This window comes from Muricauda sp. SCSIO 64092, from assembly GCF_023016285.1.
In the GTDB taxonomy this organism is placed as follows: Bacteria; Bacteroidota; Bacteroidia; order Flavobacteriales; family Flavobacteriaceae; genus Croceivirga.
In genome coordinates this window covers 5,229,408-5,252,067 of the sequence record NZ_CP095413.1, presented here as the reverse complement: position 1 = coordinate 5,252,067, position 22,660 = coordinate 5,229,408, and the positions used below count along the sequence as shown (strand labels likewise).

General features: G+C 37.9%; 24 protein-coding genes. 5 read left to right on the top strand and 19 right to left on the bottom strand.

Features of this window, described 5'->3' with window-relative positions; genetic code table 11:
• The first annotated feature begins 2 nt into the window (after positions 1-2).
• Together L0P88_RS21965 and L0P88_RS21960 are read left to right on the top strand one after the other, a co-directional pair.
• Positions 3-794 (top strand): AAA family ATPase, encoded by a 792-nt coding sequence (locus L0P88_RS21965; protein WP_247132022.1) that lies wholly within the window; start codon positions 3-5, stop codon positions 792-794.
• 19 nt (positions 795-813) lie between these two features.
• A complete protein-coding gene (locus L0P88_RS21960; RefSeq protein ID WP_247132021.1) occupies positions 814-978 on the top strand; it encodes a type II toxin-antitoxin system HicB family antitoxin in 165 nt (54 codons plus the stop codon).
• Between the two features lie 1,534 nt (positions 979-2,512).
• Here the strand turns inward: L0P88_RS21960 and L0P88_RS21955 are convergent.
• The 11 genes from L0P88_RS21955 to L0P88_RS21910 form a co-directional block, all read right to left on the bottom strand.
• Positions 2,513-3,091, bottom strand: coding sequence for an RloB family protein (locus L0P88_RS21955; protein ID WP_247132020.1), 579 nt, complete (start codon positions 3,089-3,091; stop codon positions 2,513-2,515).
• Between the two features lie 2 nt (positions 3,092-3,093).
• Positions 3,094-4,380, bottom strand: coding sequence for an AAA family ATPase (locus L0P88_RS21950; protein ID WP_247132019.1), 1,287 nt, complete (start codon positions 4,378-4,380; stop codon positions 3,094-3,096).
• Between the two features lie 101 nt (positions 4,381-4,481).
• Positions 4,482-5,057, bottom strand: a complete 576-nt coding sequence (locus tag L0P88_RS21945) for an SLATT domain-containing protein (RefSeq protein ID WP_247132018.1) — start codon at positions 5,055-5,057, stop codon at positions 4,482-4,484.
• Complete coding sequence (locus tag L0P88_RS21940; RefSeq protein WP_247132017.1) at positions 5,054-5,629, bottom strand: hypothetical protein; 576 nt, start codon at positions 5,627-5,629, stop codon at positions 5,054-5,056. The genes L0P88_RS21945 and L0P88_RS21940 overlap by 4 nt, the downstream gene beginning before the upstream one ends.
• Entirely contained in the window at positions 5,614-6,534 is a 921-nt protein-coding gene (locus L0P88_RS21935; RefSeq protein WP_247132016.1) for an SMODS domain-containing nucleotidyltransferase, read from the bottom strand. Before L0P88_RS21935 ends, L0P88_RS21940 begins: the two co-directional genes overlap by 16 nt.
• A gap of 228 nt (positions 6,535-6,762) precedes the next feature.
• The gene (locus tag L0P88_RS21930) at positions 6,763-7,065 is read right to left on the bottom strand and encodes a hypothetical protein (protein ID WP_247132015.1); all 303 of its coding nucleotides are present in this window, start codon (positions 7,063-7,065) and stop codon (positions 6,763-6,765) included.
• Positions 7,066-7,616: 551 nt separating this feature from the next.
• A complete protein-coding gene (locus L0P88_RS21925; protein ID WP_247132014.1) occupies positions 7,617-8,192 on the bottom strand; it encodes a restriction endonuclease in 576 nt (191 codons plus the stop codon).
• Between the two features lie 120 nt (positions 8,193-8,312).
• Positions 8,313-10,016 carry an AAA family ATPase gene (locus L0P88_RS21920; protein WP_247132013.1) on the bottom strand — a complete coding sequence of 568 codons (1,704 nt, stop codon included), beginning with the start codon at positions 10,014-10,016 and terminating at the stop codon, positions 8,313-8,315.
• Between the two features lie 38 nt (positions 10,017-10,054).
• Complete coding sequence (locus tag L0P88_RS21915) at positions 10,055-11,131, bottom strand: dsDNA nuclease domain-containing protein (protein ID WP_247132012.1); 1,077 nt, start codon at positions 11,129-11,131, stop codon at positions 10,055-10,057.
• A gap of 152 nt (positions 11,132-11,283) precedes the next feature.
• Entirely contained in the window at positions 11,284-11,490 is a 207-nt protein-coding gene (locus L0P88_RS24200) for a tyrosine-type recombinase/integrase (RefSeq protein WP_409557697.1), read from the bottom strand.
• 11 nt (positions 11,491-11,501) lie between these two features.
• Positions 11,502-11,876 (bottom strand): tyrosine-type recombinase/integrase, encoded by a 375-nt coding sequence (locus L0P88_RS21910; RefSeq protein WP_247132011.1) that lies wholly within the window; start codon positions 11,874-11,876, stop codon positions 11,502-11,504.
• Between the two features lie 71 nt (positions 11,877-11,947).
• On the opposite strand from L0P88_RS21910, the gene L0P88_RS21905 reads away from it, so the two are divergent.
• The 3 genes from L0P88_RS21905 to L0P88_RS21895 all read left to right on the top strand — a co-directional run bounded on the left by L0P88_RS21905 (position 11,948) and on the right by L0P88_RS21895 (position 13,555).
• On the top strand, positions 11,948-12,316 hold the full coding sequence (locus L0P88_RS21905) for a hypothetical protein (RefSeq protein WP_247132010.1): 369 nt from the start codon (positions 11,948-11,950) through the stop codon (positions 12,314-12,316).
• Positions 12,317-12,471: 155 nt separating this feature from the next.
• Positions 12,472-13,083: a hypothetical protein gene (locus tag L0P88_RS21900; protein WP_247132009.1), complete on the top strand. Its 612-nt coding sequence runs from the start codon at positions 12,472-12,474 to the stop codon at positions 13,081-13,083.
• 139 nt (positions 13,084-13,222) lie between these two features.
• On the top strand, positions 13,223-13,555 hold the full coding sequence (locus L0P88_RS21895; protein ID WP_247132008.1) for a hypothetical protein: 333 nt from the start codon (positions 13,223-13,225) through the stop codon (positions 13,553-13,555).
• Between the two features lie 57 nt (positions 13,556-13,612).
• Here L0P88_RS21895 and L0P88_RS21890 read toward each other — a convergent pair whose 3' ends face one another.
• From L0P88_RS21890 to L0P88_RS21855, 8 genes are all read right to left on the bottom strand, one after another.
• Positions 13,613-18,202 carry a leucine-rich repeat protein gene (locus L0P88_RS21890; RefSeq protein ID WP_247132007.1) on the bottom strand — a complete coding sequence of 1,530 codons (4,590 nt, stop codon included), beginning with the start codon at positions 18,200-18,202 and terminating at the stop codon, positions 13,613-13,615.
• Positions 18,203-18,399: 197 nt separating this feature from the next.
• Positions 18,400-18,729, bottom strand: a complete 330-nt coding sequence (locus L0P88_RS21885; RefSeq protein WP_247132006.1) for a phosphotyrosine protein phosphatase — start codon at positions 18,727-18,729, stop codon at positions 18,400-18,402.
• An 8-nt stretch (positions 18,730-18,737) separates the two neighbouring features.
• Entirely contained in the window at positions 18,738-19,436 is a 699-nt protein-coding gene (locus tag L0P88_RS21880; protein WP_247132005.1) for an AAA family ATPase, read from the bottom strand.
• Positions 19,437-19,543: 107 nt separating this feature from the next.
• Positions 19,544-19,777: a hypothetical protein gene (locus L0P88_RS21875; RefSeq protein ID WP_247132004.1), complete on the bottom strand. Its 234-nt coding sequence runs from the start codon at positions 19,775-19,777 to the stop codon at positions 19,544-19,546.
• 25 nt (positions 19,778-19,802) lie between these two features.
• Entirely contained in the window at positions 19,803-20,036 is a 234-nt protein-coding gene (locus L0P88_RS21870; RefSeq protein ID WP_247132003.1) for a hypothetical protein, read from the bottom strand.
• A gap of 304 nt (positions 20,037-20,340) precedes the next feature.
• Positions 20,341-21,159 (bottom strand): O-methyltransferase, encoded by an 819-nt coding sequence (locus L0P88_RS21865; protein ID WP_247132002.1) that lies wholly within the window; start codon positions 21,157-21,159, stop codon positions 20,341-20,343.
• Between the two features lie 180 nt (positions 21,160-21,339).
• Positions 21,340-21,624 carry a hypothetical protein gene (locus L0P88_RS21860; protein ID WP_247132001.1) on the bottom strand — a complete coding sequence of 95 codons (285 nt, stop codon included), beginning with the start codon at positions 21,622-21,624 and terminating at the stop codon, positions 21,340-21,342.
• An 849-nt stretch (positions 21,625-22,473) separates the two neighbouring features.
• Entirely contained in the window at positions 22,474-22,623 is a 150-nt protein-coding gene (locus L0P88_RS21855; RefSeq protein WP_281499750.1) for a M23 family metallopeptidase, read from the bottom strand.
• Between the last annotated feature and the right edge of the window lie 37 nt (positions 22,624-22,660).

Sequence of the window (22,660 nt, the reverse complement as noted above, 5' to 3'; positions counted from 1 at the left end):
CCATGTCATACCTATCATCACTTAGTGTTATAGCGGAACGGACCCATCCGTTTCCCTATGATGTCAATGCCATTAAGTTCGCAAAGGACATCGATGTGTCCGCACCGGTCACATTTATTATAGGGGACAATGGAACTGGGAAGTCCACTTTACTTGAAACACTCGCACTTCGATTACAACTCCCACATATGGATGGGTTCGGATATGGCAAAAATTGTTTCAAGGCAGCACGTTCGTTGACACCTTATTTACATTTGGATTGGAAAATTGAAAGACCAAGGGGCTTCTTCTTTAGGGCAGAGGACTTTGGTGACCTCTTGAACAGTATCGACAGGGAGGATGCCAGGCTCCACGAGTCGTTCAAAGATATCTATGTTGAAGTCCCAGACCGCATCATCCAAGAAATGAAGGATAACCAAAACTATCAGATTTATAAAATGCGGCAGAACTATGGCCAAGACTTGCAGGGCTTTTCACATGGGGAAGCTTATCTGAAGATAATGGACGATACCATAAATGGAAGTGGGATATTCCTTTTGGATGAACCAGAGGCCGCACTGTCCCCATCAAAACAGTTGTCATTACTATATTTTATTCAAGAGCACTTAAAGGCCCATATGTCCCAGTTCATTATTGCCACGCATTCACCAATGCTCATGGCATATCCAGGGGCCAATATATATGAGGTTACGGATAGGGGAATGAACAAGGTGTCATTGGAAGAAACGGAGCACTATACCATTACCAGGTCGTTCTTACAAAGCCCGGAAAGCTATCTCAGGTTTTTGAAATAACATATCCTAAATTTGATCTATGGAATACGAAATTATTTATGAGAAGAGCAGCGACGGTTGGAGTGCCTATATACCGGAACTTCCCGGGTGTACTTCCGCAGGTGCCAATAGAACGGAAGTCGAGAAAAATATCAAGGAAGCCATTGAACTGCATTTGGAACTGCTTCACGGGCAAGAACCCTGAAAAGTGCTTACCGTGGTTGGTTCCAATAAACAGAATAGGAATCTCATTATTGCATAAACACAAAATAGCACACTTGGGCAGTACGTTCAATAAACCCTATTGCACATTACATCCATATAGACCAATAAATAAAACTGGGGAATTTAATTAATCGATAAACACTTGTGTTTTCAGTATCTCCGAGCTAAGTTTTCCGTTTATGCAGCTATGTGGTCATCGGGCGGTTTCATCCGCTATGCGTTCACTCCCAAATCAAAGCTTATATTGATTTCTCCTATATTTTTTCCAGTTACGGGTACGTTTTGAAAATTTTGAGTTAGTAGTCTCTATTCCATGGGGGAAACAGAACCAACAGCCACCCATCTTACGATAGTTGTCAATCCTTGAAATACGGATATTGGATATTTTCTTTGGAAAATCAATATGCCCCTCTTGGGTAAGACCAAAGGCTTTTATAAATCGCTTTGCATGTTTCACGATTTCAATGTTTTAAGTGAATATTTAGAACATCGTGCCTTTTAAGAAAATGGAAAGAAACATAATCGGTTTATTTCCGTAAAGGATAGTCCATTAACCGTTTTGCGCCCAAGTCATTTTAAAAGCCATGAAATGGTAGTGTAATCCCGAAACGGGATAGCGTCCGTAAAAAATTGAATTACAATAAATTAGGTGATTTTATTGGACATTTTGTCCTATTTTTGGGACGTCTTAGTTACATTAAAATCTATTTGACATAATATAAATTATAGTACAAATGCTTATGGGTAGCAAATTGCGCATAGCTGTGCTATTTGATATAAAATCAGTTCTAGTGCGTGAGCGCTATAACGATACCGATTTTATGTCAAAGCAATTTGCTGATAATGTTTATTGCTTGTCCGCATTCGTAAGCTATAATTCTATTATGTCAAATATCGCGGAGAAATTCTTCAAACATTAAACCTTTCGTTTGCGCTATACAAGAAACCTTTTTTAAGCGGTGTGCTTCGCACGGGCTATCATTTGTATCTATAATTTGCCGTTATGTAAAATAGCCGCTCGGCCAACAGCATATTGCTTTCATAAAAAGTAAATGCCCAAGCATTTATTTTTATACGCAATTCTCAGCCACTTGGCCAGCGCCATTAAAAGCTCAGCTTTTCGTATTTGATTGAAATCTTAGGTTTAATTGAAAAATTGGAGAAGAAAAATTTCACGGGCTTTTCGTCAGCTTGCCGCAAAAGCTTAAAATTTCTCTATGAGTAAATTTCTAAGCATTTGCTCGCATCCTCCTCCGATTCAACTTTTTTGTGAGTACTTAAAACATTATGTCAAATAGGCTTGAGCCCTCTTGCTGTTCTTTCTTTTCTTTTTTCTTGATAAAAAAGAAACAAAAAATCAAGAAGAAAATATGCTTCCACGCTCTCTTTGTGTCTTATACCTTCGCTATTTGGGCGCTATGCGCCCCACACAAAGCCCAGGGCAATGGCTCTTTGTGCCAAGCCACAAATTCACACCCACGCCGTCCCGCATTTTCTTCTCTCAATTCTTTAAACTAACTATCTTCCAACATGTCGATGGCTTTATACAGATTTGAATAGGATTCTCCCTCTAAATTTTCAAGTAATTTGGCATTTGTAATGGCCTTATCTTGATTTACACTTAATGCCCTTACCCAATCTGGATTCTCTAAGTATCTTTTAGTTTTAGCATAATTTTTAATGTGTTTCCTTAGCTCTCTTTCCACTGATTTAGAACTTTGAAAGTGTCTGCTTGTTTGAACAAAGTGAAGTAGAAACCATAGCTCAATCGATGGTAAACTATCACATATTATTACACATTTATTCCTTTTATACCGTTGTTTGAAGCTTTTTAGTCTTTCGTTTTCTGTAGGATTCCTTGAAGATACATCGGCATCGAATACACAAATGACCAAAATGTCTCCCATGAGGAGTTTTTCGACTACTTTTTCAATTTGAGTGATACTCGTTTTACAAAAAAACCTCGGCTTAATAGCACATGAATAGTTCCTTATAGCCTTTAAATGAGAAAAATAGTATTGCTCCGTGATTCCCTCACCAACAACAAAAATTCTTCTTTTTAAATTAATCTTTCTCTTTTTCCTTCCGCTCATTATTAACCAATATTCGGAATAGCACCAAATCTACCATATTTATAGGCCTTTAGTAATGAGCTTATTCGTTTAAGAGCTTTAAAATTTGCAAGTGAATATAAATTAGTAGAAGCAGATTTTGATTTTTCTGTAAACCAAACATTATCAACTCTTAACAAGTCTTCTTCATCCAACAATCCATCATAATGGGTGGTCACCAGTAATTGAGATTCGTTAGATTTTCGTAAAAAATCCTCGATAATAAATTCAATTAGTCTAGGATGTAATTTCGATTCAATTTCGTCAATAGCTAAAAAAGCATTCCGTTTAATAGTTTGTGTAATAGGCCCCGCCAACTCAAAAGTCCTTATTGTTCCTTCTGACTGCTTTCCTTTTGACATTTTAAAGTACATTAGATTCCCATCCTCACCTTGTACTTCGTGTTCAAATTCAGTCCTTGGCATGTCAAACGTTTTCTCTTTTCTTATCCGTTCTTTCTCCTTTTGTGGAAGCCCTGAATCTTCTAGGATATTAGCAATAAAAAACTCTGGAATATCTTCTTTTACAATTTCAGAATGAATATCAGAAATATTAAAATCAGCTTCCTTCAAATAATTAAGAACTTCAAGTTTGGCTTCATCATCACTATTAATTAGTTCCTCAACATATCTACCTAATGATACATGCATATCAGGCTCAATGGTATCCATACATCTTAAATTCATCCACTTAAGAACAGATTCAATTTCAGGAAGATTGAGGTTCACTTGGTTGTACGCGGCAAACACCGACATATTCGGTAGACATTTTGCAATGATTTCATTTTTCTCTGCCATCTTCAATTTAAGACCCGCACCAAACTCGATTTCAGAAATTTCCCTATGGGTTCTTTCAAATATTAATTTTGGCTGGGTAGATGGATAAAAACTTAGTTTTTCATTGATAATCAGTTCATTGTTGACAAATAGTGAGTAATCATACTTTTTCTTATTATGGTAAAAAATAAGCCTAAAAAAAGATGGGTCATTTTTAGATTCATTATCAAGCAGAAAAGGCTCCACACCTACTTCATCATCTTTTGAATCTGTATTTGAAGACCATATATATTTTATAAATTGAAATGCGCTAATTAGATTACTTTTTCCAGAGGCATTAGGCCCATAGATAACACCCATTTTTAAGAGTCTTACACCAGGAACAACTTCAACAACATGGATATCCTCCATGGTTTTTTCTCTAGTAGCTTCAAAACTAAAAGTGACTTCATTTTTGAACGATCTGTAATTCCGTATAGTTAATGATTGAATCATTATGCTCTAAATTATGTTTTTTCGTTAATTTCGCAATAATAACGATTAAAACGGTTTTATTTATAGTTTTATTGAACTATTTAGAGATAAAATTGCATTTTTCACGAAATGCGGAGTTCAACAGGTAAAAATCTATCTATCTCTTCATTGGACCATGTAAATTCTTCATTATCATTTTTTCCTAGACCCAAACCAGATTGAGCTTCCGAATAATCAGTACCAGTAGTGGTTGGCGAATATCTCCCAATTTGACTATATAAATTCTGTAACTTCTTAAACTTCATTCTTAATTCTTCTTCTGAAGATATTGAACTCATAATTTCTTCTATGAGAGAAATAAATTGATCTCTCAGGATTTTGTATTCTTCCCCTATGTTTCTATGTTGACTCTTAATCTCACTTATGTCTTCTTTGTTATAGAGTTCGAGTATTAGACTAGCACCAGTGAGTACAATCCCGCAGAAAGACAATACACTTAATAAATTTTCATATTCAAACTCTAAACCAATAATCTGTAGAATAATTAGTATAAGAGTAGTGGATGCTATTCCCAAAACAATATTTCGATTTCTTTCTTGAACACCTTTCAATCTATTGTAAGCCTTATAATGAATACTATTCATGAATACACATTGGGCAAAGTAAAATCGTACAGTCGCCAACAATTTTTTGTTCATAATTTTTTTCTTTTTTCCTTAATGTAATTTCTTATCTCTCTCCTGGTCAAAGATTTGCCTTGTGATTTTTCCAAAACTGATTTTACTTCAGGCCTGTAAGAGTGGTTCTCATCATATAATTCAACATAACCATCAATTCCATGTGCTTGATCTTTCCATGCAGGTTTCTCATATCTTTCATAGAAACTTACCCAATATAGATGTTCTTCCACATGCCTAAGAAATTCTTTCAATTCAAAACCGTTAGGATATCTTTCTTTTTCCTTTGGAGGGATTATTAGGCAAAGTTCTCCTCTGTCGTTATTCAAATGTAAATCTGCAGTAGGGATTCTCTTTCGTTTTGCAATTTTCAGAATTCTGTTTTTTGTTTCCCTAACCATTGGCAGCAAACTACCGGGTACTGAACACATTTCAATTTCAATATGATATTTGTCTTTGATCCTAATCTTATTGTAAATGAGATCAAAAGCAAGAACACCTGAAATCACATTCTTGCTTTTGATATAACTTAATAAAGGATAAGTCTCCGCTATGAATAACAAGTCATCATTTGAAATTATAATTTGTGCCATGGGGCGGAAGGCGTTACTATGGTTCGAGCTTGATAAGCTCTTTCTTTAACAGGATTTTCATTAACTTTTGGGAATTCGTTGCCGAAAACCTTACGCCATTCCTCGGAGGCTTCTTTGGGTTTGTCGTTGTCAAAGAACTCGATAGCTTTGACAGCTCGATTAAAAGCAGTTTCCACATGGCTTTTAGTATCTGAACTACATTTTCCTTTGAGGAAATCAAAAAAGTTTTTAACGACTTCTTGATACTCATCATAATCAGCTCCATCCTCAAATTCGGACTCCAAAAAATCGATGACGTCAACAACAAGTTCAAACGATTTATAACTTAATGAACTCGTATTTTTCACCCAAGTCTTAATCATGCGACATAATTCTCCAGTTAACCCATCAGTATCACTATTTGAACTTTGAAAATTGTTTATCTGCTTCCTAGGGTCAAACGATTCCCAGCTGCCACCATTTTCAGTGTTGGGGATTAAAAAAGTGCCATCTTCTTGCTCATAAGCAGGTAATACCTCCACGTTATGAGTATTATCTGAAAAAGCTACTAGCACAACCTTGCCCCACCCTTTTATTTCTTCTGTTGTGGTATACTTTTCTTTCAGTATATCTTTTACTTCTTGAAGTAAGGCAGATTGACCATTACTTTCATAGCCATCAAATTTTTCAAAAGTTTCCTTGGGAATCTTGAATAACAGGTCGACATCTTGATCTTTAGATAATGGCCTAACGTTGACCTTTGTCTTATAAGATCCAAATAAAAATTTTGTACCTCCATCAAATTCTGAGTCATAATAATGATCATGAAGTTTTTTTGATACTCCACGATACTTTTGTTTAGCATCTTCTCTTTGCCTTCCTGTTAGTTTAATATTAGAGCAAAAAGTGTAAAATTGTTTTTCCATATTCTATATTTAAAATTTACATTATTCATGCAAATATACAAAATAAAATATGTAAATTGATTTTTATATTTATTTTTAGCACTATTTTTGCATTTTTTAGATTTAAAAAATAAATAAAATAGATTCTATGTGCTCTAAATACATAATTTTGGCATTTGTTAGGTTTATATAAAAAATCCTCCCACTAATATGTTGGAAGGACTTTTAATCATTCAAATGATATATCTGTCAGGTCTTAAGCACAGATAGTTTAGAGGATAATTTCAATAAAAAATTGATATGAACACCTGTTTGAGAAACACAATCAAAAATGGTCTTTTTGGATAAGCCCAACACTTGGTTTTCAATACTACCTGATAACATGCCGTGCAAACCATCTATATGGCCTTCCAAAGAATTTACGTCGAAGTAGTCATCAATTGTGGCAATAATTTCAAGGATTGCCTTCTTTTGTTTTGAGTCTTCTAAGGAGAGTTCCTTCTTTAGTTTTTGATACCATTCTTCATGGATTTGGTTTTTTCTTGTAGACATAAAGAAAATTTTAAATGCGGAGTCACCCCGTCAGCCCTGTCTACACAGTCTAGGACTGGAAGCGGTACTTTCGTGGCCGCTGGACTTGTGAGCGACTCCTTATCGATAAATAATTGTTTTAGAATTTTCCTAAAACCGTGTAGACGTGGTAAAGATACAAATGTTTATTATAACCCATTCCACACACATTCCACTCCCCTCCTACCTCGGGTCGTGTAAAAAGTGTTCCATTACCTTTTTAAAAGAAGATTTTTAGAAGAAATTTTTCAGGAAGTGCGGTACAAACTTTCGCTTTTACCAAAGCTCAAGTTACATAACGCGGTACATTATAGTACAAATGTCTCAGTTTTGATTTTTAGCGGTTTTGTTACCGCTAATTTAAAATCTAGACAGTTACATTTTAAAATCAATACAATCTATCATTGCTTAATTAGCTAAAAACGTTAGCAACAACAAACTACAAATTTATTTCGTGAAAGTTTTTGTGAAAAAGTCGTGAAAAGCAGAATTATTATGTAAAGTTGGATTTTAAAGTTTTCACGATTCCAACATTACTTATACGCATTGTTGCCGTAGTTATTGTTCATTTTTATCTCTCTAAATTCCAATTTAATTTTGTCTTGAATGTAGTTGTGTTCCAGAAAATACTGCAACCAGGGATATTCTATTTTTGAAGAATGGGTAAAGTTTAATTTGAAGTTTTTAGGGATTTTTTTTGAAAAACTTGTTTCAGTACTATTTACAATAAGAGTAAAAATTATTCTTTTCTCTGAGTTTTGGTATTGTTTGTAAAGTTCATTTGATGCTTTATACAATATCCAATTAATTTTGGATTTGCCTATTTTACTTCTGGTAGAGAATTTACATTGAATAAAATTTATCCTGTCTTTTTTTTTAGCAATTATGTCTATGCCTTTATCCAAAAAACCAGATTCTAGTCCATTGTATTTTACTTCATAACCTTCTTTTTCTAAACATTGACCAACAAATTTTTCATAAATTCGGCCCCAATCTTGCGAGGAAATTTTATGGTATGGAAGATAGTTGGAACTATTCTCAATCTCAATTTTTCCCTCCTCATTATTGAGTGAAATATTTCCTGATTTTAAGAACTTTACAATCTCCATTTTGGTACATTATTTCGTTTTTTAATGACAGCCTTAAGTAACGAAACGCATTAATTTGTTTGCTAAATTCAGGAAAAGTAAATGTTATTTTAGATTGATGCTGCGAATTATAATTTTAGATTAAAAAATAAGTCCATCATTGAAAATACCTGATCCTAAAATGGGACTTATTTCCTCATATACTTCATCATAATCATCTGCTTTAAGCAACGAGTCCTCCTCATTTAAATCAAAAGTATATTCATCGTCGTCGACTAAACCAATTATTAGCTGAGAATTTTCAGGTTGATTTTCATCTATAAATTTTATGATAGCTTCAAGATTCTTTTTATCCTGTTCTTGCTGGTTTGGTGAGTCAATTATTATAGGACAAAAAGAGGATGTTGAATATTTATTCATTATTTCTAGGAAAGTAAAATAATAAGCTAATAGAGCTCTTGGCAGTGCACTACCTGTTTCATTTATGGGTGAATCCATTCTCTGAAAAACTTTCTCAGAGAATGTCTCGGTGTTTATGTTTAGCATGCTTAAGTAGGTATGTAGTTTAGATCGGTATTCAGTCATTATTTTATCCTTTCGATCTCCTCCTTTTTTATCAATATCTTTGAGTTGTGATTCCAACTGGCTTTTTTTTCGCTCTGCTATTCCAATCTTCTCATAAATTTGGGATTGTTCTTCTTTGAATATCTCCTTAACCTTTCTTTTTCCTTCATTTTCAATTACATCCATTAATTTAATCTCAGATTGTTTTTTATTAAGAACCTCCTGAATTCTATCGTAATTTGACTTTGTGTCAATAAAGTCATTGTTGTACGAATTTATCTTATCCGTTATCTTCAAGTAATCAGACCTTAGTTCGACTAGTAGCTCTTCAAGTCGTTCTTCATTTTCGGCTATAGAAAATCTTTCTGCGAAGTTGTTTTCATAATGTGCTCCACAAGTTGGGCAATCTACTTGATCATCCAATGTATTTAATGCATAATTATAATCTTTAGACAATTCCTTCATGGACTTTTCCACGACACTTATTTCAGAATCGATTAAGATTTTTTGATTATGTAAATCGGTAAGATATTGTTTGATTTTATTTTGTTGCGTTTTAAGGCTTTCACATTCAACTAGAAGCTCTTTTATCTCCTCATTAAAATCTTCAACAGTAATACTTAAATCATCCTCATTTAATCTATCATTAATATTTTTAAGAATTTTATTTAATGCGTCTATTTCTCTAGTGGTTTCCTCAAGATTTTGTCTAGTAGTATCTAACTCAGACTTCGTCTTGTAATATAGATTTCCCTTGATTCCTGAATGGTAGTCGACGAGAGGTTTTTTCCATTTACTATATTGTCCAAGATTTGAAAAAGAGTTCCAGTTTTTCACCCAGCTATTGTCCTGGTCAATATAAAACGGTAAAAAAAGGTAGGCTTGAGGAGGTATTTCAGGTACCCCCTGTCTATTGTTAATCACCAAATTGAAATCAAGTAAGGTATTTATGAAATTTGAAAACTCCTTGAAATTATAAGAATTGATGCTATCAGTACTATTCTCAATAACTACGAATCTCTTTTTGTCATAACGGAGTACCTTATATTCTTCTCCGTCTACATCAATGGTTAGAAGACAAATTGGTTCAGCTTTTACCCAATTTGGGTGCATAGTTGCTGGAGTGGCCCCAAGAGTGTAATATATACTCTTGATGAGGGAGGATTTTCCAACCTGATTTGTTCCTTTAATTAGGGTTTTTTGGTGATCGAACCTTATCTTTTTGGCCTTTCTCTCTCTGAAGGAGAGAATCATCAGTTCCTTTAAAACCAATCTTTTCATGTGCTTTTGTTCTTAAACTTCTAACCAGTTTTTTAAAATTATTCTCCATCGCAAATCTCCTTAAGAATAACTATTCTTATATAATCATTATTAAATATTAATTGTTCCTCTACAACCTTAGCTTTCAGAACTTCATCTAAAATATTGTTGGTAGATTCTACCAAACTATTGGTGAGAAGAACCTCATTTTCATCAATCACATTTACGACTTGTCGTACAATCTTTTTAAAAAGTAAGTTATTAGCTCTTAGATATTCAATCTCAACAGATTTCCAATTCTTTTTAAAATATCTTCTAAACTGAATAGATGCATTTTCACTATCTAACCTACCTATAATCTCATCCCTAAGTTTTGTAATTCGACTAGGTTCGGATGTTACAATTTTTAGAATATTTTCGAACTCAATTTTCGAAATGGATTTATGTTTGATAAGATCATCAAAACTATCCATTGTTCTTTCAACATTTGTTTTCCTCTTGACTTCATCGAATATTGTTTTGTAAGCCAATGATGGTTTAAAATTAATATCTGCGTATTTTGATTCTATAAAGTCACTAAGTTTTTGTTTTGTGAGGTCTGAATGGTGCTCTATAGTCAAATCACTCTTTTCAAGTTGTATAAGATCAAAATATTCCGTCAGCCATTTTATTTCTAACTCTTTGCAAAGACTTTCAGCTAGCTTTTCTTTTTCAGAGTCCAGCAATTCGTTACAACAAATTTTCACTTTGGCTTCTACTCCGGATTTCTGTTTAACATTGAAATCACAATTGGCAATTATTGTAAGAGAGTTAGTTTCAACATCAAAATTCAATCTATTCATTAATAACTTGCCGAGTATTGACCCACTTTTAGTCTTTCTTACTAATGAAGAAATTGAATGCTTTCCGTTGTTTTTGGTTTTTACTTGATAAAAATCTATCAGGTTTGGATTGTCTGAAGAATTAAATACTACTATATCCTCATGGAATTCGAATGCTAGCAAAAAGTCCTCTTGGTTAGAAAGTTCGATTAGTTTACAAATTGCCCAATTCTTTTGATAGTCAAATCTATTGGAAGAAATTGACCCACTATTTTCTCTTGGCGCGACATTTTTAAGCTTTTCAATTAAGGACATAAATGCAATTAACAACTAATATTATAGATGCTCTATTTCAAATAATTGTAACCAATAAATCAAGGATTACCTTTTACAAATAGGTTCTTAGGGGGAATTTAAAAGTACGAAAATATAATTTGTAGATAGAATAAATTTCGTACAATAGAAATCTAGTCCCAAAGCTTTTCAAATCTTTTACTGGCTACTCTAGTATAATGCGCAGTATGCTTTGGGTCTCTGTGACCTAGATAATCCTGTATCAATCGAAGGTCATATCCCCTATTGGCCAAGTAAAATTCACAAGAATGCCTCAGAGTATGGGGATGTACATTCAGAAGATTGGCTTTCTCCCCTACTCTATTTATAATATAGTTCACCGCTTGTCGAGTTAATGGAAGCCCTCTTTCATATTAACAAACAACCAAGGAAGATTATCATTTCTTGAACTCAAGTATCTTTTTATCGCCCGGAGTTCATCTCCAGCTATTGGTTGTTCTACAGAAAGACCACTTTTAAGCCGTTTTACCCAGACCCTTGACTGTTTTAGATTAATATCGGATTTCTTCAAAAAAACAGCTTCACTGACTCTCAAACCATGTCTATACATCATGAGTAAAAGAAGATAGTTCCGTTTTGGATATCGAGTCTTTTTTGATGTCTCCAAGAGTAATTTAATCTCATCAGGATTCAAATAGTCCCTGCCCCTTTCATGGGCATTTGTGGTCCTTTTTTTATCACTCTTTACATTTTGCCTGTTGGGCATGGTTTCTTCTTTGTTTACAGGGTCTTTGAAAGGTACATCAAAAAATTAATACTCTTTACAAAATATACCTTTTGTCCAGAGTTGACCTTGAGTCGAAAAAAGCCTTGTCTGACAAGAAGATCAAAGAACTATTTTATGGCAGCATTGAAGATATCAAAAAGTATTTTCTCGATAGATTAGGGATTAAATTATTTGACAACGATACTGATGAAAAAGACTTTTCCATGGTTATAAAGCAAAGAAATTTAATAGTCCATAATCGCGGAATAATAACCCAAGAATTAGCAGATGAATTTCCTGCATTCAAAGAAAATGTTGGACAACAACTTTTGTTCAAATACGAACAACTTTCAATAATAAACGGACTTATAAATAACCTAATTATTGACATAGATATCAAGTTAAGAGAGAAATTTAATTTAGAAACAATAGAAGTGTAAAAACTATGCACAATATTGGCAATAGTAAAGCTTTGCCTTTCGCCCTATTTTTGAAATTCAATATCTTTAAAAACGGCTGGATTCCGAACTTGGAAAATTCTGACGGATTTGCCAAGCTGAAATTATAGCCGAGACCGTTGTAGGCAATTAAAATAATGGAAATATCCGAATTGACATTAAAATTAATTTTGCTTCTAATCCCTGGAAGCATTGCCTGCATTATTTATGAAAGACTTACCATACATAAGCGTTGGACTTCTTTCAAGTTTATCACAAATGCAATTCTCTTTGGAGGCATAAGCTATTTACTCGCTCAAGTAATTTTCAATATTTGTGGGGGGGATAGCACATTTGATTCATTTTGGGAAAATCTACCAACGAAAGAGATTCCCTTTTCAGCAATTCTAAAAGCTTCCTTAATTGCAATATTCGTGGGACTTGCATCTACGGCAATTGACCATTATAAGCTAATCAATCGATTTGGAAAATGGTTAAGGTTAACCAATAAGTACGGAGATGAAAATCTATACTCTTATTTCTTAAACGCCAAGGACGTGGAAGAAATTTATGTAAGGGACATAGAAAATGATTTGACCTACCATGGACTTATTGATTCGTTTTCCGAAAACGAGGAAATTAAGGAATTAGTTCTCAGGGATGTTGTGGTCTACAGGTACAAGAATTCCGAACAACTGTATGAAATTGACAAGCTATACCTTTCTAAATCAAAAGAAAGCTTGATAATTGAATTACCTTATAAAGACTAATTATGGCTGATAAAAAACATAGGAATTCAAAGCCGCTAAATGAAGGGGCCTCTAAGGGAAATACTAGAAGGACAACAAGTACAAGACGGCAAGCACCGCCGCCGCCGCCGCCAAAACCAAAAAAATAACCGCATAAACGATGGAGTTGAAGGCACACATCGATTGGTTGGTGCTGCACCAAGAGCTGCTCCTGGCCTCCGGCGAAAATGACGCCCTCCGAAAAGCTTTTATAGCCAAGGTAAGGAACTATCTAAAAGCCTATCCGGAAATTGAGGTGCAAGCGCGTGCCGAGCTCAACGATGCCCCGGAATATGCCTCCCGTTTCTTTGCCAGTTTTTACCAATACGCCTTTTTTGACGATTCCCTCAATGAGCTGATACTCCTCTTGCAACGCGCACTGGAGGGACCGGTGGATTGGATGTTCCTTTGGGCATCCGCGGGCCATAGTTCGAATCATGGCTGGACCACGTGAAGCCCCGTACGGACATTGGATCTCATAATCCCTTACCACCGGTTCCCATATGAAAGATCAATAGTTCACATAGATCATTTTTGCCTCATGTCCCAGCCCCGGTTCGTTGTAGTCTATCACACATACATAGGAGCCCACGGGCACCAGCCCGCGTTCATCGGTGCCGTCCCAGGCATCGCCCGGTCCGCCATAATGCGCGCTGAACAGCAGGCGCTGGCTCAGGTTATAGATCTTCACCACGTTGTTCTCATAGCGTTCAAGGCCATCAATCACAAAGGTATCGCCAATGCCATCGCTGTTGGGGGAAAACCCCCTGTTGAAATCCACAAGGGGCCTAGGCCCAGGCTCGGGGGCACAGTTCCCGGTCGCCTCCACGGTCACCACAGCGGTCGCCGTAGCCGTTTCACCGCCCTGTGCAGCGGTAAGGACCACCGTTACCGGGGTGCCCACATCATCACAGTCAAAGGTGGTTATATCCAAGCTCAGTTCCGGGGTGTTGTTACAGCCATAACTGGAACCATTGTCCACCATATCGGGCGAGATGGTGGCCTGTCCGTTGTTGTCCAACTGTACGGTGATGTCCTGGTGGGCAATGGCCACCAGGTTGTCCAAAGGCCCTTCCACGGTCACCACAGCGGTCACCGTTTCCGTTTCACCGCCCTGTGCAGCGGTAAGGACCACCGTTACCGGGGTGCCCACATCATCACAGTCAAAGGTGGTTATATCCAAGCTCAGTTCCGGGGTGTTGTTACAGCCATAACTGGAACCATTGTCCACCATATCGGGCGAGATGGTGGCCTGTCCGTTGTTGTCCAACTGTACGGTGATGTCCTGGTGGGCAATGGCCACCAGGTTGTCCAAAGGCCCTTCCACGGTCACCACAGCGGTCGCCGTTGCCGTTTCACCGCCCTGTGCAGCGGTAAGGACCACCGTTACCGGGGTGCCCACATCATCACAGTCAAAGGTGGTTATATCCAAGCTCAGTTCTGGGGTGTTGTTACAGCCATAACTGGAACCATTGTCCACCATATCGGGCGAGATGGAGGCTGTTCCATCGGCATCCAATTTTACGGTGATGTCCTTTGCCATGGCCACCAGGTTGTCCAAATCCTCTCCCACGGTCACGGTCTGCTGACAGGAAGTGGTATTTCCGCTAGCATCCCTTACGGTCCAGGTCACCGTAGTTGTTCCGGTACCAAACGCATAGCTATCTGGGTCTATCTCCGCACCATTTACCTGGGCGACGACAGCAGCAACCGAACAGTTGTCCTCGATAACGGGGCTGCCAAGGGCAACGGTGGTGGTACAGTCACCGGTACCATTGTCAGCGGCATCGGCCACCACATCGGCGGGACAGGCGATGGTCGGGGCAATGGCATCCACAACAGCTACAATGACCTGTGCGGCCGCCTGGTTGGGCAAATGGAGCAAACTGTTCGCGACCGTGGCCACACCGGTCGGTACATCGATGGTGATATCACCACAGGGCGACGTGGGAGTAAGGGTAGCAGTATAGGTCGATCCGCTGCCCGTAAGGGTACTTACAGTAGCACTCGTTACTTGAATATCCGCCAACTCAAAACCTGTAACAGCTTTACTGAACACAATCTCCATCGGAAAGGGTTCCAGGTTCTCTACGCTCGATGGGACATTGCCTATCGAGACCGTAGGGGGTGCCTCTACCGTTACCTTGGCAAAGGCACTGGCCCGGTTTCCGTTAACATCCTCCACGATCAATTCAACATCAAAGATCCCTTCTGATGAAATGACCTGGTTGCTCCCTATAAACATAGCTTCCACTTCACAATTATCGGTACTGCCATCGTCGATTTGATCTGTGTTGAGGATCACCTGCCCATTGGCACCTAGCGCTACGGTAATGTTCTTGGTCTTGGCATCAGGGGGAACGTTATCCACGGCCTCCACGATGACCTCTCGCGCTACTAAATTGCCGATATTAGAATCTACATCGAATGCTATATTGGCGGGTACGTTAATGATGGTACTACTAGTACAAGATATGGGTGTTACCATAGCTGTATATGTTGTGCCATTACCAGAAAAATTACTTGCCACGGCATTGGTGAGTACAATATCACTTTCTGTAAAACCTGTTACTGCCCTATCGAATTTGAAGGTCACCTCAAAGCCATTTGAAGTACTGGTATTTATCGTTCTCGATGGTTGTATTTCAACGCCACTCAAAGCTATGTTATAGATTCTGGTCTGCCCTGCAGAGCTGCCACTGGCATTGCTATTGGGATTTCCCATGGCGATAATCGTTCCGTCATCGGACAAACCAATGTTTCTGTTTCTACTTATTGTCGAATTACTACCAAAACGCCCTCTATATCCGCCCAATCTATTACCTGGTTCACCATGGTAATTGGCGCTTAACTGCCAGGTATCGGCAACATATTTATATACACGTATTTGACCTGAATCATCACCGTTGCCACCGTTTAATGGAGCCCCTACGGCCAGGGTATTCCCATCACCGGATAAAACTATATTATCCCCGAATCGATCCTCTGCTACTTCCCCTTTTATATCACTGCCTATCTGCCTCCAACCAAGAGGAACGGTATCATCTCTTTCATATACACGTACCAAAGATTGACCGCCGGGGGCTCCCATAGCCAGAATATTCCCGTTATTGGACAAGCTTACGCTATGTCCCAATTCTGCAAATTCATCACCATCTCGTGCACCGATATCACTACCTACCTGAACCCACTGGCCCGATATATTTTGGTATACTTTTACAGCACCATAAAGAGTCCCTATTGCCAGCATGCCACCGTTCTCGGACAAACTCACGGCATGTCCCAATCTTTCCCGTTCTGCTTCACCATCGATATCGTCACCTACCTGGATCCATTCAGAGCCGTTATAGTTGAACACACGTACATGGCCTGAACTATAACCGTTTTCATCGTTGTTCGGAGCCCCTATGGCCACAATATTTCCATCTCCGGATAGGCTCACACTAGCTCCCGAGCTATCCCATTTCGCTTCACCATCGATATTGGCACCTACCTGGATCCATTCAGAGCCGTTATAGTTGAACACACGTACATGCCCCTCACCAGTACTGGAACCTGGTGATTCATCATTGTGCCCATGCGCCCCTATTGCCATGGTGTATCCATCGTTGGACAAGCTTACGGTATCTCCTTCCCAATCTATCGGCCCTTCACCATCTATTTTACTGCCTAATTGGTTCCAGACCCCGTCTGCATCTTTTTCATAAACACGTACAAAGCCTCTTCTAAATGAACCGGGAGCGTAGTTCGAATTACTTCCCACGGCCACAACATTGCCGTTTTTGGACAGACCTACACTTGTTCCTCCCCCGGAAAGTCGCTCGGTATTATAGATTTCCCCAAGTAATATTCCTCTTTCGAGACCATTTTCCAATAGCTCTTCCTCTATATTAAAAGTAGACCACCCAGCGCTGTTATAAACGGCTGTGGCCCCATGCGGAATGTTCAAGGTGATATGGGAATTTTCATTGTCATCCGTAAAAGCGGTACGCTCAACGGTTGGAGCTGTAGTACCGTCCTGTGCCATTACTTGTGTAATGTTGTTAAACTCAAAGGCCCCATCTTCAATATTGGTAACGCTTTTTGGAATGGTCACACTGGTCAAGTCGTTACGTCTAAAAGCACGCTTTCCGATATTGGTGACCGTAGCGGGAATTGTGATACTCCCTCCCAATTGCTTATCTCTAAAAGCATTGGTTCCTATTTCGGTAACAATAAAATTATCAATACGTTCTGGAATTTGTATATCCGACATGGCCTCTTCATTGTCCCAGTCTATTATTGCTATATGATAGGGAGAATTATCTAAATAATTGATGGAAGTCATTTCATAGGTTACCGTTACCCCACCTTTGTATTCTAAATATTTTTCAATATGATCACCTATTTCTATAGGTTGATATATGATTGCAAATCCATTCCAATCCGAATCTTTCCTAGCCTCATAAGTACCAACGGCATTATCAGGAACTGTTACATGTATGTCGTTACGAGTTGTAAAAGAATTATCTTGTAACGTTGGAGGGGTACTACCCAGCATTATTAGCCTAGTCATTTTTGAAGGTGAACTAGGATGGGTAATAAAAGCATCGTTTCCTATACTGGTAACACTGGCAGGAATAGTCACACTGGCCAAGTTGTTTCTGCCAAAGGTATTGTCCCCGATGTCAGCAATCCCTTCAGGAATCTCCAAACTGGCTATGCCATTGTTCCAAAAAGCAGTAATCCCAATACTGGTTACAGTAGTAGGGATTACCACGCTGTTTATGCTGTTATCTGCAAAGGCTTTTTCTCCTATATGGGTGACCCCCTCGGGGATATCAATGCTGGTCAATTGGTCACGTTCAAAAGCGCTATTACCAATACTCGTGATCTTCCAATTTTGGACATTCACCACAATTCGGGGGATTACCACATCTCCGGTATTTGTATTGCCTACCACCTCTACTTCATAGGGATTAGGGCTTGTGGATGTGACCTTGTACGTTATACCGGATTGTTCAAATTCGGAATTTAATTGGGGTTCCTGGCCATAAGCGCCAAAGTTTAGGACACTTAAAAAGAATACCTGTATTAATTGTAACCGTAGTTGCTTTTTCATAATGCATGGATTTTTGCTCTTTTGAATATTAATAAACAGGCAATATTGACATGCAAGGAAAAACATCCAAAAATAGGTGCCCAACCATTCTAGATATGGGATGTAACAGGGTTTTTATGGGATTACGGAATTAGGCCCTTATGACAGATATTGCGGATTTGCACCATAGAACTGATAAGTATCTGTATAAGAACAATCTAGAAACAACATTTTTTATTCAATTCTTCCAAAAGCTCTTTTTGAAAATTTTTGTACGCATCCGGAATATTCAATACTTCCATTTTATTGAAAAACTTGTTTCCAATATGGTCTTTGATGATTCTCAAATGCTTTTCCTCCATTAGAAATACTTTATCGGCCCATTCTATCATTTCCTGGGTCAAAGGTGTGGTACCCTCTTTGATACATATTTTATGATTGGTCCCGGCAGACTTGAATATCATGTTAGTGTGTTTCTCCGAGAAATAGTCTTCAGCCGTCTTTGAACGTTGTTTATTCGCAGAACATACAAACAATATTTTTTTCACCCTTCTTACTATTTGAGAAATCTTAGATAACCTTCTGGGTTATTTAAAAAAGACTTGGTGACGGTGTAATGTTCTGTTTCCTCTAGAGAAACTTTATCCATACCTTCATCCGTAACTTCATAAATGGTAGCTCCTGGAAATGCCATCAACATTGGAGAATGCGTCGCGATTATAAACTGTGACATGTGTGATTTTAAATGTTCTTGAATGAAATAAAGCAGGGATAATTGCTTGGATGGTGATAGTGCCGCTTCCGGTTCATCTAAGAGAAAAATTCCACTTCCTGTAATCGTATCATTCATAATTTTTAGATATGCTTCCCCGTGAGAAAACCCTTGTAAATCTTGTCCATAATCCCTCCTAATACGATATATCTGATAGTTGGCACTGTCTTTCATTTGCTGAATAATATAGTCTGGGACTTCTCCCTCTATATCTTTGAATGAACTATGTAATCGGGTGTCCTCCCGATCAATACTATTTATTAGGTCGCCAAAATCCTCTGCCCTAAAGAAAAACCCTCTTGATTTTTCAATCTTCCAATCAAGTTCCAAATAAGGGGTTAGAGTCCTGGCTGCCTTAAAACCACTTTTGTAATACCCTACTCCATCCATATGTGGGAGTTGTAATCTGAGTGCCAAAGTCTCGAGTAAAGTGGACTTTCCCGAGCCGTTATCCCCAATAATGAAGGTTATTGGGGAAGACATGTCAATGTTTTTGGCAAATTTTACCGCATTTACATCATATGGGAAAGGATGCGTTCTATTTGAATTAACACTCAATGATGATATATATGGCATCGTTTTATTGAACTTTATTCTTTACTTACAATTAGCTTTAACCTTCGTAATGCGTCAACCGCATTTTCAATTTGGGTCAATTTTTTATCACCAATTATTTGAAGGTTCAGAGGCAGATAAGTCAATTTAATTTGTGAAAATTGTCTTGGGTCAAGTATCTCTAAATCAGAATTAAGAATATACTCTGTTTTGATATTGGATTCTCCAAAGTACTTCATCAACCTATTGTATTCCTCTTCAATTTCCATTAATTATAATCGTTAATTTAGACTTTTACATTTTTGATTTGGCTTTTCTCAGGGCTTCCCGAAATTCCCTCAATTTCGGTCCGACATCCTTTCTTTCCGTAGTGACCAGGGAATCAAAAACCACCACGGCCTTGTTCAGTACCCTTATTTCATCGGCTTTCGATTTTTCCTTTCGATAGATGATCGCCAATCTCCTGTATGGAAAGCTGCCCTCGAAACCTTCGGAAACATTGGCCTCGTAAAGGGCCTTGGCTTCCATTGTTTTTCCTTTCTTTTCCAGTGGCTACCCCATTGAATTTCCATCGGCCTGTGCTTTGAAACTGCTCATCGTTGCTCAACTCTAAAACAATATTCTTTATCGGAGTCGTTCAATGACCGCCAAGTGACCGAGCCACAGGAATTAAACCCAATATTAGGACTCGGGTTCGTCCGGAAAGTCCTTGAACGGTCCATCAAACAACCAAAATACCATTGTGACTAAAAAAAGAAACCAAAGTCCAACGTTCTGGCTAAACTGTGTTTTAATATGGTTTAGGTTTGTTAGTGACTGTTTATCCAGTAAGCTAGTATGCAAGATGTAGATTGAATTCCTTATTTTTTTGAGGTTCATTTTGGTCTATTATTATGATACCCTGTTTGTATATGTCCATTGAAAAATTAACGTCTTTGTCTTTCCTAATGACCTCCCAAGCTTCTTTCATTCCTGTGCTCCAATTTATATCGTCAAAAACAAATACTGCCGTTTCTCCCATTATCGATTTAAGGGCGTTGAAATATTCAAGGGTTGGACCTTTTTTGTGATTTCCGTCAATGAACATCAAATCATATCCTTCCTTCCCTTCGATTATCTGCGTGAATGTGTTGTCATATAAACCTTGAACTATTTCGAATTTCGAATCGGGAACGATTGTGGAAAACTGTTTATGGGATATTTCACAGAGTTGTGGTAAACCTTCCATCGTAGTAAATTTTCCATTTTTACCTTTGAGTGCCTCAAGGATATAAGACCCAGAAACGCCAAGGTTGGTTCCTATTTCCAGGACTCTTGGGTTATCGATGTTCTTGACCAGGTGGTATAAAAACTGGCACCATTTTTTAGTTGAAGGGGCCTTTTTGCATATATCCCTAACTGAAGCTTTTTTATCCGACGAAAATATTTCATAGGTAATTTGAGTATTATCGGAAAGAAGTTTACGTCTATAACTTTCGCAGTTTGAAAATGAATTGATATCATCTTTTTCATGAGCATTTGTTTTGGTTATCAGATACGCATCCATTACCTGTTGGAGTGGTTTATTCTGGATTTGAAATAATTTATTCAGTTCATGTCGTTGACTTATCCTTCTTTTAAGGATTAAAAGGTGTTTTGATATTTTGTCCATTTTCAACTTTTAATTGTTACTAACAAACAGACAAGTCCTAAGTCCACTCATGGTTGGTTAACTATCATCATCGCTATTGCATGAAGTGGACAGTGTTGTCGCAAATACTGTTACCGTCAAAAGAATCATTGCCTTCATTTTTCTTGATCTGTTCATTTTCTAAAGATTATGGTTGTTTATTTATACTGATACCAATGTCCAAAACTGGTGGGGAATTTTAGACCTGTGGGGCAGTGATTGTTTATGTTGATCGGTTCCCACGATCCTTTCACGGTTGGATCTCTTTCCAGAGTTTTTTGAAGGTTTCCGCCATTTTGATTCCACAAATTGTTTCCTGGACGAAAATTGGTCCTGGACCAATATCCTGATATCGGCCATGAGGGTTTTCTTCTCTTCTTCCAGCCTTTTGTTCTCTTTCAGGATTTGTTTGTACAGCCTCCTTTTGATGTATTTATCCCTTCCCATTTTTCCACACTTTTTTTCAGAACGGCGGGGACTTTGGAAACCAAGTCCCCGTTGCCGTCTGAACCCCACATAAAGAAAAAACAACCTTGAAAAGGAGAAAGCCTTCAAAGGGCAACCATTGGCACGGTCACTGCCGTGAAAACCAATCCCATTTTAGCAAGATTGCCTTTGGCAAATCTTAATTTTTAACACGGTACCATACCAAAAAAAGTGCTGAAGCCGCTTGGTTCAGGGACTGAAAAGGGGAAAGGTGGGACAATGAAAATCCTCATGGCCGATATCCCTATGAGCGTCTGTCCAACAAACAAATAATGGCCTTCATGGTCTATACGGGCCAAATGTTCCATAGGATTTGTAATATTCTGACAGTAAAATATGGTCACAACTTATTGGATAATCGTGATTTTTCCAGTTGCCTTAGGCCTTCATGGTAGAAGCGACGTTTTTGCACCATAAAATTTTACTACTTGGTCCTCGTGGTAGATACGGGTGTATTGTACCATAATGGGATAAAATCGATGTATTTGAAAATCCTTTAATTGAACTTTAGCTTAGCTCAGTTCTCTTTGTGGTTTTTCCGAATGTCCGATTGGGTTCAATAAATACTGATAAATGTTTTTAGACTCCCTTTCTTTAATTCCGTCAATGGATTTTTGTCTTTTTTCCTCAGATTCAAATTTCATCAACATATATTCGGTCGACTCAACATCAAATATTTTTTGTTCTGTTATTGCGTGGTCACCGCAACAAGCGGGGCAACTATAAGAAGTAGGATCAAAACTGTCATGGCCTATATTGATATTAATGCTATTCTGGTCATTTTAATGCTTCTGGAGACAGTCCTTACGATCAATCCCCAAGTGTGAAAAAAGGGTAGGTGTCCAGGGGTTTCCCATCCCTTCTGATCTCATAATGGATATGGTTCCCGTCCGATTTACCGGTATTCCCGACAAATCCGATGACATCACCCTTGGTCAAGACCATTTCTTCCTTTACGATAAAGGCGTACAGGTATGATCCATGGGAAAGCTAAAAT

Excerpts from the sequence above, each read along its gene's own strand:
- L0P88_RS21875 (WP_247132004.1), bottom strand. The coding sequence starts at position 19,777 with ATGGAAATTGAAGAGGAATACAATAGGTTGATGAAGTACTTTGGAGAA.
- L0P88_RS21910 (WP_247132011.1), bottom strand. The coding sequence starts at position 11,876 with ATGCCCAACAGGCAAAATGTAAAGAGTGATAAAAAAAGGACCACAAAT.
- L0P88_RS21895 (WP_247132008.1), top strand. The coding sequence starts at position 13,223 with ATGGAGTTGAAGGCACACATCGATTGGTTGGTGCTGCACCAAGAGCTG.
- L0P88_RS21920 (WP_247132013.1), bottom strand. The coding sequence starts at position 10,016 with ATGAAAAGATTGGTTTTAAAGGAACTGATGATTCTCTCCTTCAGAGAG.
- L0P88_RS21950 (WP_247132019.1), bottom strand. The coding sequence starts at position 4,380 with ATGATTCAATCATTAACTATACGGAATTACAGATCGTTCAAAAATGAA.
- L0P88_RS21930 (WP_247132015.1), bottom strand. The coding sequence starts at position 7,065 with ATGTCTACAAGAAAAAACCAAATCCATGAAGAATGGTATCAAAAACTA.
- L0P88_RS21890 (WP_247132007.1), bottom strand. The coding sequence starts at position 18,202 with ATGAAAAAGCAACTACGGTTACAATTAATACAGGTATTCTTTTTAAGT.
- L0P88_RS21915 (WP_247132012.1), bottom strand. The coding sequence starts at position 11,131 with ATGTCCTTAATTGAAAAGCTTAAAAATGTCGCGCCAAGAGAAAATAGT.
- L0P88_RS21940 (WP_247132017.1), bottom strand. The coding sequence starts at position 5,629 with ATGGCACAAATTATAATTTCAAATGATGACTTGTTATTCATAGCGGAG.
- L0P88_RS21965 (WP_247132022.1), top strand. The coding sequence starts at position 3 with ATGTCATACCTATCATCACTTAGTGTTATAGCGGAACGGACCCATCCG.
- L0P88_RS21925 (WP_247132014.1), bottom strand. The coding sequence starts at position 8,192 with ATGGAGATTGTAAAGTTCTTAAAATCAGGAAATATTTCACTCAATAAT.
- L0P88_RS21955 (WP_247132020.1), bottom strand. The coding sequence starts at position 3,091 with ATGAGCGGAAGGAAAAAGAGAAAGATTAATTTAAAAAGAAGAATTTTT.
- L0P88_RS21880 (WP_247132005.1), bottom strand. The coding sequence starts at position 19,436 with ATGTCTTCCCCAATAACCTTCATTATTGGGGATAACGGCTCGGGAAAG.
- L0P88_RS21860 (WP_247132001.1), bottom strand. The coding sequence starts at position 21,624 with ATGGGAAGGGATAAATACATCAAAAGGAGGCTGTACAAACAAATCCTG.
- L0P88_RS21960 (WP_247132021.1), top strand. The coding sequence starts at position 814 with ATGGAATACGAAATTATTTATGAGAAGAGCAGCGACGGTTGGAGTGCC.
- L0P88_RS21935 (WP_247132016.1), bottom strand. The coding sequence starts at position 6,534 with ATGGAAAAACAATTTTACACTTTTTGCTCTAATATTAAACTAACAGGA.
- L0P88_RS21865 (WP_247132002.1), bottom strand. The coding sequence starts at position 21,159 with ATGGACAAAATATCAAAACACCTTTTAATCCTTAAAAGAAGGATAAGT.
- L0P88_RS21870 (WP_247132003.1), bottom strand. The coding sequence starts at position 20,036 with ATGGAAGCCAAGGCCCTTTACGAGGCCAATGTTTCCGAAGGTTTCGAG.
- L0P88_RS21945 (WP_247132018.1), bottom strand. The coding sequence starts at position 5,057 with ATGAACAAAAAATTGTTGGCGACTGTACGATTTTACTTTGCCCAATGT.
- L0P88_RS21900 (WP_247132009.1), top strand. The coding sequence starts at position 12,472 with ATGGAAATATCCGAATTGACATTAAAATTAATTTTGCTTCTAATCCCT.